The sequence below is a fragment of the Caulobacter sp. Root655 genome (assembly GCF_001427665.1).
Taxonomy (GTDB): domain Bacteria; phylum Pseudomonadota; class Alphaproteobacteria; order Caulobacterales; family Caulobacteraceae; genus Caulobacter.
Genome location: NZ_LMHC01000024.1, coordinates 354,210 through 368,080 on the forward strand (window position 1 = coordinate 354,210; position 13,871 = coordinate 368,080).

Genomic DNA, 13,871 nt, shown 5'->3' on the forward strand with positions numbered 1-13,871 from the left:
CCGTGGCAAGGCATCCGTTGCGGCAGTGCAGCAACGCCCTAGGCCGCGCTCGCCGGGACGTGGACGGCGATGGTTCTCACCGCCGCAGCGCCGCGAACCATTGCTCCAGCACCTCGGCTTCCACGGCTAGGGCCTGGGCGCGGGCGACGGCCTCGGCGTCCTGACCCCAGGTTTCGGCCTGGAAGGTCTCCTCCAGCCGCGACAGGTCCAGGGCCCGCTGGCCGGTCACCGCCCCGGCCCGCAGCGCCAGGGACAGCACGGTCGAGCCCAGCAGGCCCGCACCATAGGCCACCCCGGCCAGGGTGAAGTCATCCATGGTCAGGGCCAGCGCCTCGACGGACGCCAGGGCGGCCGGCGGCTGGGCCGTGTGGATGACGCCGCTGACCGGCTGCAGGTTCAGGCCCAGCTCGGCCCGGGCCCAGTCCAGCATGCCGCCCCAGTCGCGTTTCTGGCGCTCGACCAGCGGCGTCGGGTGATCGGCCCAGTAACAGAGCAAGTCGGAGCCGGCATAGGCCGCAACCTCGGCGGCGACTTCGGCGCGGGTCTCTCGGATGCGGTCGATGGCGGTGAAGGCCAGGCGGGTGGCGGGCATCACCGTGGAGTCGATGACCTCGACCTGGGCCTCCCACTCGTCGGCGACCAATTGGGCCAGGGCCTGGGTGGGCAGGACCAGCGGCGCCTTGGCCGGCGACTTGGGCGTGCGGCCGTCCAGCAGCACGGCGAAACCGCCCTCGTGGGGCGCGATGGTCGCGGCCTTGTAGAACCGGCGGGGGCGATGCAGCAGGTCGGGCTTGTCGGCCAAGGCGTGATCTTCTTTTCAATCCGGACATCAAAGAAACGCGTCCAGCGCGTTGAATGGGCAAACAACGCCCACGACGCAAGGGAGAGACGGCTTGAGCCTGCCTCCGACCGACATGATGGCCGCCATCGCCGCCACCCGCTTCGGCCTGGGCGCACGCCCCGGCGAGATCGCGGCGGCGCGAAGCGACCCGCGCGGCTTCCTGACCGCCCAGATCCGTCCCCAGGGCGCCGACCAGCCGCAGGCCGGCGCCGAGGGCTCGGCTCAACGGCTGTCCGACTTCCGCGACTACCAGATGCAGAAGCGCGACGCGAAGGCCGCTCAAGGCGAGGTGGGGGGCAATCCCAAGCCCGATCCGCTCAAGGACGCCAAGAAGATGCTGCGCGACGACACGGGCGGCGACTTCCTGGCCCGCGCTCAGCTGGCCTCGACCACCGATGCGGCGTTCCGCGAGCGCTGGGCGCTGTTCTGGGCCAACCACTTCACCGTCTCGGCCACCAAGCAGATCACCGGCACGGTGATCGGGCCGTTCGAGCAGGAGGCCATCCGCCCGCACGTGTTCGGCCGCTTCGAGGACCTGCTGGTCGCCTCGTCCACCCACCCGGCCATGCTGCTCTATCTGGACCAGGCCCAGTCGATCGGTCCCGACAGCAAGGCGGGCGCCTACATGCAGCGGCGGGCGAAGGGCGGCGGCCTCAACGAGAACCTGGCCCGGGAGATCATGGAGTTGCACACGGTCGGCGTCGAGGCCGGCTACAGCCAGGCCGACGTCACCGAATTCGCCCGGGCCATGACCGGTTTCAGCATCGGCCGGCCGCAGGAGGAACGCGCCTTCCAGTTCCTGTTCCGCGACAACGCCCATGAGCCCGGCGCCCGGACGGTGATGGGTCGGCGCTATGGCCAGGATGGCCAGGCCCAGGCCCTGGCGGTGATGCGCGACCTGGCCGCCAGCCCCCAGACCGCCCGTCACGTCGCGACCAAGCTGGCCGTCCATTTCGTGGGCGACGATCCCCCGCCGGCCCTGGTGGCCCGGCTGGAGAAGAGCTTCAACGACAGCGGCGGGCGGCTCGACGACCTGGCCCGCGCGCTGGTCAACGCGCCGGAGTCCTGGGACCCCGCCCCCGCCAAGTTCAAGATGCCCTACGAGTTCGCGATCTCGACCTGGCGGTCGGTGGGCGGCCAGCCCCAGGCGATCGGCAAGTTGGCGCCGGTGCTGACCGGCCTGGGCCAGAAGCCGTTCTCGGCCCCCTCGCCCAAGGGCTGGCCGGAGGAGGCCCAGGTCTGGTGCGCGCCCGACGCCCTGATCAAGCGCCTACGGTTCAGCGAGGCCTTCGCGGCCCAGGCCGCCGACCGCCTCGACCCCGTCGAATTCGCCCAATCGACCCTGGGCGCCCGCCTCACCCCGCCCGTCGCCAAGGCCGTGGCCCGGGCCGAGACCCGCCGCGAGGCCATGGCCCTGTTGCTGATGAGTCCGGAGTTCCAACGCCGATGAACGCGCTCCCTTCCCCCCATCTCTCCAGGCGGTCCCTGCTGGCCGGCATCGGCCTTTCGGTCAGTTTCCTGGGCGGATCGGCCTTCGCCACCGCCGACGGCCCCCTGTCGACGCGCAAGATGGTGGTGGTGATCTGCCGAGGCGGCATGGACGGCCTGACCGTCAGCCCGCCGGTCGGCGATCCCGACTACGCAGGCTTACGCGGCGACGTGGCCGTGCCCGCCGACCAGGCGCTGAAGCTGGATTCCACCTTCGCCCTGCACCCCGCCCTGACCTCGGTCCACGCCCTGGCGCTGAAGGGCCAGGCCCGCATCGCCCCGGCCATCGCCAGCCCCGACCGGGCCCGCTCGCACTTCGAGGCCCAGGACGTGCTGGAGACCGGCGCCGCCCAGGTCTACGGCGTCGGTTCCGGCTGGTTGAACCGCACGCTGGAAGTGATGGGCCCTCGCAAGGTCGAGGGCCTGTCGGTCGGCGCCACCGCCCCGTTGATCCTGCGCGGCAAGGTCCAGGCCGCCAGTTGGTCGCCGGGCCCGGGCGTCGACGAGACCGCACGCCTGCCGACCCTGCTGCAGGACATCTACAAGGCCGACCCGCTGATGGGCCCAGCCTTCGCGCGTGGCCTGGAGACCGAGGCCATGGCCCAGGCCGCGATGCCGCCTCCGGCTCCCAAGGTCATTCCGGCCTCGGCCGACAAGGCGTCCATGCCGCCAAACATGATGGGCGCGCAAACCATGGTCCCGGCCGCCCCCAACCCGAAGCAAGGCCGCGAGGCCGCGCGGTCCCTGGGCGCGACCCTGGCCGGCTTCATGGTCCAGCCGGGCGGGCCGCGCATCGCCGCGATCTCATTGGACGGTTGGGACACCCATGCCGGCCAGGTCGGGCAGTTGAACAGCCGGTTGTCCTACCTGGACGCCGTCCTCGACGGGCTGAACACCGGGCTGGGCGCGGAATGGAGCAACACCGTGGTGGTGGTCACCACCGAGTTTGGCCGCACCGCCCGCGTCAACGGCACCGGCGGCACCGACCACGGCACGGGCTCGACCGCCCTGGTGCTGGGCGGCGGCCTGAAGCGCGGCGGGATCATCGGCGACTGGCCGACCCTGAAACAGACGGCGCTGTTCGAGAACCGCGACGTGACGCCCAGCCTGGACCTGCGTGGCCTGTTCAAGGGCGTGCTGAACGAGCACATGGGCGTCGAGCGCGCGGCGCTGGAAGGGACGGTGTTTCCCGACAGCGCAGGGGCGAAGATGGTTACGGGGTTGGTTTAGCCCAGCGCCCCGTCCCTCCCCCTTGCGGGGAGGGTATGCGACGGGCGACGTCGAGCCGCTCGCGCTGGGCCGGCGGCAGGCTGGCGGCGTCGTCCAGGGCGTCCTACCTACCGCCGCTTCACCTGCCGCCGCGCGAAGGGGTCGTACTCGGCCTCGTCTTCCGAGAAGCCGAACTTGGCGAAGCCGGCCTTCATCTCGGGGCTCAGCGGCGCTTCGATGGCCAGGGTACCGACCGTCGGGTGGGGCAACAGGATCGAGCGGGCGTGAAGTTGCAGCTTCAGGCCCTCCGACAGTTGCAACGCCTTCTCGTCGCTATATTTGGGGTCGCCGAGGATCGGGTGGCCGATGGCCTTCATGTGGGCGCGCAGCTGGTGGGTGCGGCCGGTGTGCGGGCGCAGGGCCATCCAGGTGACCCGGGGGCCGGCCCGGCTGATCGAGACGAATTCGGTCTCGGCCGGCTGGGCGTCCGGATCCTTGGGCTCGGCCGGCACGACCAGTTCGCGGTCGCCCACGCCGCGCTTGGCCAGGTGCAGCTCGATGACGCCCTCGGTCGGGTGCGGGTTGCCGGCGACGATGGCCCAGTAGGTCTTCTGGGCGCGACGCCGGGCGAAGGCGCCCGACAGCTTGGCGGCCGCGCCGGGGGTCTTGCCCAGCAGCAGCACGCCGGAGGTGTCGCGGTCCAGGCGGTGGACCAGCTTGGGCCGGTTGACGCCCTCGCCCCAGGCGCTGAGCAGCTTGTCGATGTGGTGGGTGGTCTTGGTGCCGCCCTGCACGGCCAGGCCGGCGGGCTTGTTCAGCGCCAGGACTTCCTCGTCCTCGTACAGCACCAGCGACTTGGCGAAGGCGATGTCGCGCTTGGACAGCGCCAGCTTCTCGTTCGGATCGGGGGCGTCGGGCAGCGGCGGCACACGGATCTGCGCGCCAGCCGCCAGCTTGGTGTCGGCCTTGGCCCGCGAACCGTCGACTCGCACCTGGCCGGAGCGGAACAGCTTGTTGAGCTGGATGTGGTTCAGATGCGGCCAGCGGCGCTTGAACCAGCGGTCCAGTCGGACGCCGTCCTCGCCGTTGTCCACATAAAGGGTGCGTACTTCTCTCATGCCGCGAAAATCCTGCGGGCGATCAAGAGGCCCGCGAAAACAGCCGCCACGGACAGGATCACGCTGGCGGTCGTATAGGTAAAGGCCTGGGCGTAGGCGCGCTTCTCGATCATCAGCGCGGTCTCCAGCGAAAAGGCCGAAAAGGTGGTGAAACCGCCCAACACGCCGACCCCAAGCAGGACGCGCCATTGCTCCTGATTGGCGCCGCCGCGGTGGGCGAGCCAGGAAACCAACGCCCCCATGAGCAGCCCGCCCGTCAGATTGACGGTGAAGGTGCCGTAGGGCCAGTTGAACCCGAACAGCCGGAAGGTCTGCACGCCCACCAGATATCGGGCGACGGCGCCGATGGCGCCACCGGCGGCTACGAGGAAAAGTTTGGTCATTGGGCCCCTTATGCGCCGAGCGGGCCCGAACGCCAAGTCGGTCGGACCGGCGGCGCCCTAGTCGCGTCGGCAAGGCCCGCCGGCGCCTTCAGCGGGATCGCCGACAACACCCTTAACGGTCCAGGCCCGCCGCCCGGCGCTGGGGCCGTCGGATTGACTGATTTCCGTGCTCTGCAGTCCGCCCGAACTCTCCCCGCGCCCAAGTAAATCGCAGACTAAGCTATACTGTAGAAGCGTGCTTAACCCTTGAGCGACTTGCGGTAACCGCGTTTGGAAACTGTATTCTTGCACCGACTGTTAAGCGTATGAAGGGCATGCTGGAGCCTCCTCACGCCCCAAGGCGAACATGCCCTTCGATTCGAGCCAAAACGACGATCGCCACGAGCGCCTGACGCTCAGCGCCCCCGTGCTGCAAAGGCTGGCGGGGTCGGATTTGATCGCCCGTGGTTCGGTCAACATCATCAGCACCAAGGCCATCCGCCGCTGGGCCGGCGACTGGTGGGACAAGAAGCGCGTCGACGTCTGGACCTATGTCGAGCGCAAGCTGGCCGAACACCTGGACCGCGCCGACCTGCGCGCCCGGATCGGCGAAGACGACTTCCTGATCGCCATGAACAACGACCAGGGCCTGGCGGCTCAGGCCACCAGCGTGCGCATCCTCGAGGACGTGCTGACCCACCTGCTGGGCGCGGCCGAGCCGTCGGATCTGGGCGTGCGCGCCGTGATCGGCGTCGAGGCGAACGGCGTGGTCTGCCGGCCGATCGACGCCGCCGTGGTCCTGGCCGCCCGGGCCCGCCGCGACTCGACGCGTTCGCCCATCCGCTTCGACATCGACCCGCTGGAAGAGACCCGCCGCACCCCGGTGGCCTTCACCACGGGCGGCGGCGCGGCCCTGCGCGTCGACTTCACCCTCGAGCACATGATCAGCCTGCGCCGCAACGTGGCCACAGCCGTGCGCATCGAGCCGGTCGTCACCCACCTGGGTTCGGGCAAGCAGATCAGCGCTCGCGCCGTCTCGCGCCTGCCCGACCGCGACGCCGCCTTCATCGACGAGGCGGCCCTGAAGTTCGCCGCCGTCTTCGCCCGCGCCTCGCAGGGCCACGACCGTCCCGACCTGATCGTGCCGGCCTCGTTCCGCACCCTGGGCACCCAGCGCGGCCGCGACATGCTGACCGGCACCAGCGGCCTGTCCCTGGCCCTGCTGCGCGGCGGGGTGATGATGGAACTGGTCGACGTCACGCGCGGCACGCCCGCCGGGCGTCTGCTGGAAGTGGTCGGCCTGCTCAAGGCCCTGACGCGCGGCGTCATCGCCCGCGTGCCGCCCGAAAAGGAAGCGCTGCGCGTGCTCCGCGACGCCCGCCTGGCCGGCCTGACCCTCGACGCCAGCGACCTGTCCGGCCCGGCCGAGAAGATCGCCGCCGAGATCATGGCGTTCGGCCGCGACGCCAAGGGCCTAGCCCCGATGGTCGCCCTGCAAGGCCTGCCCGCCGAGGGCTATTTCGCTGCCGCCGAGACGGCTGGCCTGACCCACGCGGCGCTGCGGGCTTCGCACCCGATCCCGGCGACCGCCGCCAAGAAGGCGGTCGGGTAGCTCACGCCCTGCGTCCTTCGAGGCTCGGCTAGATCGCCGCCCGGCCTTGCCCCACGGTCCGGACAATGTCGCGGGCGTCGTAGACGTCGCGGTCCCTCGGCTTGGCGCCCTTGCCGAACACCACTTCCATCGAACTGCTGACGGCGGGACCGGGACCGAGGTTGAAGCTGGTGCCCAGCCCCACCCCGACAGAACTCCTGCGGCCGTAACTGCCCGAACCGCCGCCGATCGACAGGGTCGAGCCTCCGCCCTGGCCGGTGCTCTGGGTCACCCGGTCGGCGACGCGGAACCAGTCATAGCCGTCGCGCAGCGCCAGCTCGGCCGAGCGCAGCAGCGCGTAGTCCGACACCTGGTTGACCGGCGCGCCGGGATTGCCCTGGAAGGTCACGCGGTAGCGACCGGCCTCCAACCGGTACTCGGAATAGCCCGCCGCGCGCGGCGCGGTCTGCGCGCCATAGAGGGTCGGGGCGGCGGTGGCGCAGGCGCTCAGCAGAGCGGCGGAAAAGGCCAAGGCGATCAGCGGCTTCATGACGACATCTCCTGCCAGGCTTAACGGGCGTCCGGCCGCTGGCGTTCCGGCCCCTGCCGGTCTGGAACGGCAAGGCCCAGCTTATCCAGAATCGCGCGCATGTCGTCCGGGATCGGCGCGCTGATCCGCCGCTCGCCGCCCTCGGGATGCGGGAAGACCAGGCTGGCGGCGTGCAGCATCAGGCGCGGCACGGGCGCGCCGCCCAGCATCAGCGCCCCGCCGTAGCGGCTGTCGCCGGCGATCGGCCGGCCGATCGAGGCCATGTGAACCCGCAACTGGTGCATGCGGCCGGTGTCGGGGCTCAGCTCGACCAGGGCCGCGCCCTCCCCCGCCGCCAGGGTCTTGTAGCGGCTGCGGGCGGTCTCGGCGTCCGGGTGGCCCTCCTCGCAGACCCGCATATAGGCCTCGCGACCGATCGACTCGCGGCGCAGGGGCGCGTCGATCTGGCCGCCGCGCGGATCGGGCGCGCCCGGCGTGACGATGGCTAGATAGGTCTTGCGGAACCGCTTGCCCATCAGGGCCTTGCCCAGGAAGGTCGCCGCCGGCTTGGTGCGGGCGGTAAGGATCACGCCGGAGGTGTCGCGGTCCAGGCGGTGGATCAGCCGCGGCCGCGGCCGGTCGCGTCGGGCCAGGGCCCACAGCAGGTCGTCCAGGGTATGGGCCTGGATGCGACCGCCCTGGCTGGACAGGCCCGCCGGCTTGTTGAGCACGAAGACGCTGTCGTCCTCGTGGATCACCAGCGATCGGGTGAACGCGACCTCCGCCTCGGTCAGGACGACGGGCGTGTCGGAGGCCTTGGGTTTGGGAGCCAGCGGCGGACGGCGGGGCGGACGGTTCATGCCGGCTCTTCCTTGGGGGCGATCCACAGCGCGCGCGCGTTGAGGAACAGCCACAGCAACAGCAGTCCGGCCGGCGCCAAGGCCCAGCCGCCGCGCGAGGCCAAGCTGGTCAACAGGAATACCGCGAAGGCCAGCGGCAAGACATGGACGAGGTTGGCCATCGAGGCCCGCCAGTGCGGCGGCCGGCTGAGGACCAGCAGCGGTCCGCGCGCCCGGCGACGGGCGACCAGGGGCGTAACGACCAGCAACAGGGTGACCAGGGCGATGGGGATCATCGCCACCACCGCGCCGGCCAGCGGGATGGCGATGGCGTCCGACCACTCCGGCAGTTGCTCGCGATACATCCGATGCAGCGGATCGGCCGCCAGGCCCGCCAGGGTGGCCAACAGGGCCAGGAACGTTATGCCCAGGACGATCAGAGCGTTGCGCTGGGTCGTCAGCAACCGCGTCCCGAACCGCGCCACGAGGCCCGCGACGACGGCCGCGAAGGCCGCCAGGCTGAGGCAGCTATAGGCCAGGTCGGCGTACAGCCATTTGTGGGTGGCGTACTTGGCCTGCAGCACGCCGAACCGGGCCGTGGCCTGCTTGAAGTCGGCCAGTTGCGGTTCGCCGAAATAGAGCAGGCCGCGCAAGGCGTGCAACTCGGCGAAATAGGCCTTGGAGTCGCTGTGCCAGGGCGTGACGGCGGCCAGCCACAGCAGCAGCCCGCCCACCGCCAGCAGGATCAGGCAGAGCGCGGCGGTCACGCGGACCGCGGGTGTAAGCTTCACTTGCCGTCTCTCCGCAGGCGGTTCCAGGCGTCCAGCCGTTCCTTGACCTTGGCCTCGGCCCCGACCGGCTTGGGCTCATACAGGCTGGGACGCGCCATGCCATCGGGGAAATAGTTCTGGCCCGAGACCCCGCCCTCGACGTCGTGGTCGTAGGCGTAGCCGTCGCCATAGCCCAGCGTCTTCATCAACTTGGTCGGGGCGTTGAGGATGTGGGCCGGCGGCGGCAGGCTGCCGGTCTCCTTGGCGGCGCGGCGGGCGGCCTTGTAGGCCATGTAGACGGCGTTGGACTTGGGCGCGCTGGCCATGTGGACCACGGCCTGGGCCAGGGCCAGTTCGCCCTCGGGCGACCCGAGGAAGTCGTAGGCGTCCTTGGCGGCGGTGGTCAGCAGCAGGCTCAGCGGGTCGGCCGCGCCGATGTCCTCCGACGCCATCCGCACCAGGCGGCGGGCGATGAACAGCGGGTCCTCGCCGCCCTCCAGCATCCGCGCCAGCCAGTAGAGCGCCGCGTCCGGATCGCTGCCGCGCACCGACTTATGCAGGGCCGAGACGAGATTGTAGTGCTCCTCGCGGTTCTTGTCGTAGGCCGGGCGGCGCTTCTGTAGGAACTGGGCGAGCTGGGTGGGGTTGAGCGGCGTGTCCGTGCCGACGGCCAGCAGGGTCTCGGTCAGGGTCAGCAGATAGCGGCCGTCACCGTCGGCCATGGCCACCAGGGTCGCGCGAGCGTCGGGATCGAGCGGCAGCTTCCGCCCCTCGGCGGCCTCGGCCTTGACCAGCAGGGCCTCCAGCGCCTCCTCGTCCAGGCGCTTGAGCACGAAGACCTGGCAGCGCGACAGCAGAGCGCCGTTCAGCTCGAACGACGGGTTCTCGGTCGTCGCCCCGACCAGGGTGACGATGCCCTCCTCGACGAACGGCAGGAAACCGTCCTGCTGGGCGCGGTTGAAGCGGTGGATCTCGTCGACGAACAGCAGGGTGGACTGGCCGGCCTGGCGGCGCATGCGGGCCTGCTCGAAGGCCTTCTTCAGGTCTGCGACGCCGGAGAACACCGCCGAGATCTGCATGAACTCGTAGCCGCCGGCCTTGGCCAGCAGGCGGGCGATAGTGGTCTTGCCGGTGCCGGGCGGCCCCCACAGGATCATCGAGGCCAGGCGACGAGCCGCGGCCATCCGGCCGATGGGGCCGTCGGGGCCCAGCAGGTGTTCCTGGCCCACCACTTCGTCGAGGGTCTGGGGTCGCAGGCGGTCTGCCAGCGGGCTGGGCGCATGGGGCGTCAGGCCGGCGGCTTGGAAAAGATCGGACATGGGGTAGGTTTACTTAATCGTGGGAGGAACCACCATGACCAACGACGGCGACCCGACCCGGGCTCCGCAATCCGGCGTCACCCCCTATCTGTCCGTGGTCGGCGGCAAGGCGGCCGTGGAGTTCTACAAACGAGCTTTCCTGGCGGAGGAAACGTTCCGCAACACTGCCGATGACGGCGAGCGGATCCTGCATTCACGGCTGATCATCAATGGCGACTGGGTGATGCTGTCGGACCATTTCGCCGAGATGGCCGGCGGCGCGGCTTTCGTCCCGCCCGCCTCGGTCACCCTGCACCTGCAGGTCGACGACGCCGACACTTGGTGGAACCGAGCGATCGAGGCCGGCGCGACCGTCCGCTTCCCGCTGGCCGACCAGTTCTGGGGCGACCGCTACGGCCAACTAGTCGATCCGTTCGGTCACAGCTGGTCGATCGCTTCGAAGATCAAGGCGTAGGCAAGCCTACTCCGCCATGCTCTCGCCGGAACCGCCGAATTCGGCCGGGAAGTCCTTCAGCTTGGGCAGGCCGTCGTGCATCGGCAGGACGGTCTGGGCGTAGTTCACGTGTACGCCCGGCGCGAAGGCCAGGGTCGGGAGCGTGGCGGCGAACACGTCCACCAGCCCCAGGGTCGGATGGTTGGTCATCAGATGCCCGCCGCACTTGGCGCAGTACTGCCGCTGGCTGAACGCGGTCTTCTGATAGGTCGCCACCTCGTCGGACCCCGAAATGATCCGCACGGCCTCGGGTTTCCACAGGCTGAAGGCGTTGACCGGCCCGCCCGACCACGAACGGCACGACTGGCAATGGCAATAGCCCATGGCCTCCGGCTCGCCGGTGACCTCCAACTGGACCGTGCCGCAAAAGCAACTTCCAACATGGGTCATGGCGCGTTTCCTCGACCTTCGTATCGTCGGTTGGCCAGCCAGGCCACGGTACCGCTCGCGCGCCTTTCGAACAAGCGTCGCGAGCACCGAGGCGGGCTCCGCTACGCCCGCAGCCGCGCCGTGATCCGTTGGCCGTTGCGCTCGATCGTCACCGTCCAGGTCGAACCGCCGGCGTTGGCGACTGCCGCCAGCTCGGCGGTGGTGTTGATGGCCTTGCCGTTGACCTCGCGGACGAAGTCGCCCGGACGCAGGCCGGCGTTCAGCGCGAAGCCCTGGCCGATCTTGGTGACCAGCACGCCGCGACCGGCGAAGGCGTCGACGCCCAGATCCTGGGCCACGGCGGGCGACAGGTTGACGACGGTGGCTCCGTCGAAAGGGTTGCGCCCCTTCAGCACCCGCTCGTCGCGGGCCGGGCTTTCCGGCGCGGCCTCGGCCTTCAGCGTCAGGGTCTGTTCCTTGCCGCCGCGGTTGATCAGCACCGTGACCCGGTCGCCGACCTTGTGGGTGCCGATGGCGAAGGCGCCGCCGCCCTCGTCGTTCACCGCCTGGCCGTCGATGGTCAGGATCACGTCGCCCTCGCGGATGCCGGCCCGCTGCGCCGAGCCGCCCGGGTAGACGTCAGAGATCACCACGCCGCGCGGCGTGGCCAGGCCCAGGCCGCGGGCGATCTCGGCGGTCACGGGCTGGCCCTTCACGCCCAGCCAGGGCCGCACCACGCTGTGGCCGCCGCCCAGGGCCGTGCCGACGACCTGCCGCACCACGGCGGCCGGAATGGCGAAGCCGACGCCGCTGGACGAGCCCGAGCGCGAGATGATGAAGGTGTTCACCCCGATCAGGTCGCCGTCCATGTCGACCAGCGGACCGCCGGAATTGCCCGGATTGATCGCCGCGTCGGTCTGGATGTAGCTGCCGAACTCGGCCGCTCCGACGTCGGTGCGGGCCAGGGCCGAGACGATGCCGTTGGTCACGGTCTGGCCGACCCCGAACGGGTTGCCCAGGGCCAGCACCAGGTCGCCGACCTCCAGCTGTTCCTGGTCGTCGATGGCGATCACCGGCAGGCGCTCGCCCTTGGTGTCGATCTTCAGCACCGCCAGGTCGGAGCGCGGATCGTCCAGCAGCACCGTGGCCGGGAACTCCCGGCGGTCGGCCAGCTGGACGGTGATGTCGCTCATGTTCTCGATATTGTGGTGGTTGGTGATGATCACCCCGTCGGCACGAACGATCGCGCCAGACCCCAGCGAGCCCTGCACCTGATCGCGCGGCGCGCCGCCGCCGCCGCCCATGAAGAAGTCCCAGAACGGATCGCGCGCCTGCTGGCGCACCACGCGCCTGCTGGCGACGTTGACGATGGCCGGAGCGGTCTTCTTCACCACCGGCGAGAACGAGGCCTTCATCGAGCCCGGGTCGCTGGGGACGCGGCGAGTCGGCTGGGCCAGGTCCGGGATCGATTGAGCCTTCGACGGCCCTTGCGGCGAACAGGCGGCCAGCACGGCCAGGGCGGGAAGCAGGACGCGATAGGATCGCATGGGGGTTCGCGACTCCGTGGAAGCAGCCCGTGACATCAGCCGAGCTTTCGGGCGCATTGATGGCGGCCAAGGTTCGAGACCTTGGCCCTGGGTCTGAAGACGGAAACCCTCAGGCCGCCTGGGGTTCCGCCGCCAGCGGCCGGGCGACGCGCAGGGTCAGGACGGCGGCGGCCAGCACCATTGCCGAGGCGATCAGGATCGGCAGACCCGGCAGGTGCAGGGTCGCGTCGTGACGGATCGCCCAGGCGAACGGCAGCAGGTACAGCGAGGGCCCGACGATGGCGGTGATGCCCATCATCGCCGAATTGGCGCCCTGCAGCTGGCCCTGCTCCCAGGGCTCGACCCGGCGGGTCATCAGGCCCTGCAGACCCGGCTGGATCAGGCCCGAGAAGGCGAAGATCGGCAGGCCGCACAGGTACAGCCAGCCCGTCGGCGCCAGGGCGTAGATCAGGAACCCGACGGCGCACGAGAACAGGCCGATCAGCAGCGCCCCGCGCTCGCCCACCCGCCTGACGATCGGGCCGACCACGAAGCTCTGCAGCAGAATCCCGGCGATCCCGCTGCCCATCAGGGTCAGGCCGATCACCGCGGTCGACCAGTGATAGCGAAAGCCCATGTACAGCACGAAGACGCTGGGCAGCACGTTGTGGGACAGCTGGAACAGGAAACCCACCCCGGCCAGGCCCAGCAGGTCGGGCTTGCTCTTCAGCAGGTTCAGCGACCCCAGCGGATTGGCCTTCCTCCAGTCGAAGCGCTTGACCCGCTTCTCCGGCGGCAGGGATTCCGGCAGCACGAAGAAGCCGTACAGCCAGTTGCACAGGGCCAGGGCCGCGCAGACCAGGAACGGCAGGCGATGGTCGAAATGCCAGAGCCAGCCGCCCAGGGCCGGGCCGAAGGTGAAGCCCACCCCGAACGCCGCGCCCATCAGGCCAAAGCCCTTGGCGCGGTCCTGCGGCGCGGTGACGTCGGCCACATAGGCCCCGGCCGTCGAGAAGCTGGCGGCGGTCATGCCGTTGAACACCCGGCCGACGAACAGCCACCAGAGGTTCGGCGCGAAGGCCATGAAGAGGAAGTCGATCCCCAGGCCGAAGATCGAGGTCAGGATCACCGGTCGGCGGCCGAACCGGTCGGACATCAGGCCCAGGATCGGCGAGCAGAAGAACTGCATCACCCCCCAGGTGGTGGCGAACAGCACCGTCCACAGCGCGGTTTCGGCCGTGTCGCCGCCGTTGAACCGCTTCATCAACTCGGGCAGCACCGGAATCATCACGCCCAGCGACAGCACGTCCAGGGTGGCGGTGACGAAGATGAAGCCCAGCGCCGCCTGGCGGTGGGTTTTGCTGATGGCCTTGGTCATGACGCCTCCCCTAACTCTGTTCTTCGACGCTTTCCACCT

At 70.1% G+C, this 13,871-nt stretch carries 14 protein-coding genes; 4 read left to right on the plus strand and 10 right to left on the minus strand.

From position 1 onward, the window contains the following. Positions 1–76 precede the first annotated feature (76 nt). Complete coding sequence (locus ASD79_RS19425) at positions 77–802, minus strand: ATP12 family chaperone protein (protein ID WP_056724662.1); 726 nt, start codon at positions 800–802, stop codon at positions 77–79. A gap of 91 nt (positions 803–893) precedes the next feature. Between ASD79_RS19425 and ASD79_RS19430 the strand changes: the two genes are divergently transcribed. Both ASD79_RS19430 and ASD79_RS19435 read left to right on the plus strand, forming a co-directional pair. Continuing rightward, entirely contained in the window at positions 894–2,291 is a 1,398-nt protein-coding gene (locus ASD79_RS19430; RefSeq protein ID WP_156400587.1) for a DUF1800 family protein, read from the plus strand. Next, positions 2,288–3,559, plus strand: a complete 1,272-nt coding sequence (locus ASD79_RS19435) for a DUF1501 domain-containing protein (RefSeq protein ID WP_056724665.1) — start codon at positions 2,288–2,290, stop codon at positions 3,557–3,559. Before ASD79_RS19430 ends, ASD79_RS19435 begins: the two co-directional genes overlap by 4 nt. A 107-nt stretch (positions 3,560–3,666) precedes the next feature. On the opposite strand, the gene ASD79_RS19440 is transcribed toward ASD79_RS19435, so the two are convergent. Both ASD79_RS19440 and crcB read right to left on the minus strand, forming a co-directional pair. Beyond that, positions 3,667–4,656 carry an RluA family pseudouridine synthase gene (locus ASD79_RS19440; protein WP_056724667.1) on the minus strand — a complete coding sequence of 330 codons (990 nt, stop codon included), beginning with the start codon at positions 4,654–4,656 and terminating at the stop codon, positions 3,667–3,669. Further along, positions 4,653–5,039, minus strand: a complete 387-nt coding sequence (gene crcB, locus ASD79_RS19445; RefSeq protein WP_056724669.1) for a fluoride efflux transporter CrcB — start codon at positions 5,037–5,039, stop codon at positions 4,653–4,655. The genes ASD79_RS19440 and crcB overlap by 4 nt, the downstream gene beginning before the upstream one ends. Before the next feature lie 346 nt (positions 5,040–5,385). Here crcB and ASD79_RS19450 point away from each other — a divergent pair, with 346 nt between their 5' ends. Continuing rightward, positions 5,386–6,630 carry a hypothetical protein gene (locus tag ASD79_RS19450; protein ID WP_056724671.1) on the plus strand — a complete coding sequence of 415 codons (1,245 nt, stop codon included), beginning with the start codon at positions 5,386–5,388 and terminating at the stop codon, positions 6,628–6,630. Between the two features lie 28 nt (positions 6,631–6,658). On the opposite strand, the gene ASD79_RS19455 is transcribed toward ASD79_RS19450, so the two are convergent. Genes ASD79_RS19455 through ASD79_RS19470 form a run of 4 tightly spaced genes read right to left on the minus strand, consistent with a single transcriptional unit; the run spans position 6,659 to position 10,066 of the window. Then, entirely contained in the window at positions 6,659–7,159 is a 501-nt protein-coding gene (locus tag ASD79_RS19455; RefSeq protein WP_056724673.1) for a hypothetical protein, read from the minus strand. Between the two features lie 20 nt (positions 7,160–7,179). Further along, on the minus strand, positions 7,180–7,998 hold the full coding sequence (locus ASD79_RS19460) for an RluA family pseudouridine synthase (RefSeq protein ID WP_056724675.1): 819 nt from the start codon (positions 7,996–7,998) through the stop codon (positions 7,180–7,182). Beyond that, complete coding sequence (locus tag ASD79_RS19465) at positions 7,995–8,768, minus strand: hypothetical protein (RefSeq protein WP_156400588.1); 774 nt, start codon at positions 8,766–8,768, stop codon at positions 7,995–7,997. Before ASD79_RS19465 ends, ASD79_RS19460 begins: the two co-directional genes overlap by 4 nt. Next, positions 8,765–10,066, minus strand: a complete 1,302-nt coding sequence (locus tag ASD79_RS19470; protein WP_056724680.1) for a replication-associated recombination protein A — start codon at positions 10,064–10,066, stop codon at positions 8,765–8,767. Before ASD79_RS19470 ends, ASD79_RS19465 begins: the two co-directional genes overlap by 4 nt. Positions 10,067–10,100: 34 nt before the next feature. Here ASD79_RS19470 and ASD79_RS19475 point away from each other — a divergent pair, with 34 nt between their 5' ends. Further along, positions 10,101–10,520, plus strand: a complete 420-nt coding sequence (locus tag ASD79_RS19475; RefSeq protein ID WP_056724681.1) for a glyoxalase/bleomycin resistance/extradiol dioxygenase family protein — start codon at positions 10,101–10,103, stop codon at positions 10,518–10,520. Between the two features lie 6 nt (positions 10,521–10,526). On the opposite strand, the gene ASD79_RS19480 is transcribed toward ASD79_RS19475, so the two are convergent. The 3 genes from ASD79_RS19480 to ASD79_RS19490 all read right to left on the minus strand — a co-directional run bounded on the left by ASD79_RS19480 (position 10,527) and on the right by ASD79_RS19490 (position 13,832). Continuing rightward, positions 10,527–10,949, minus strand: coding sequence for a GFA family protein (locus ASD79_RS19480; RefSeq protein WP_056724683.1), 423 nt, complete (start codon positions 10,947–10,949; stop codon positions 10,527–10,529). A gap of 101 nt (positions 10,950–11,050) precedes the next feature. Further along, a complete protein-coding gene (locus ASD79_RS19485; RefSeq protein ID WP_200952329.1) occupies positions 11,051–12,511 on the minus strand; it encodes a Do family serine endopeptidase in 1,461 nt (486 codons plus the stop codon). A gap of 73 nt (positions 12,512–12,584) precedes the next feature. After that, on the minus strand, positions 12,585–13,832 hold the full coding sequence (locus ASD79_RS19490) for a TCR/Tet family MFS transporter (protein ID WP_056724687.1): 1,248 nt from the start codon (positions 13,830–13,832) through the stop codon (positions 12,585–12,587). Between the last annotated feature and the right edge of the window lie 39 nt (positions 13,833–13,871).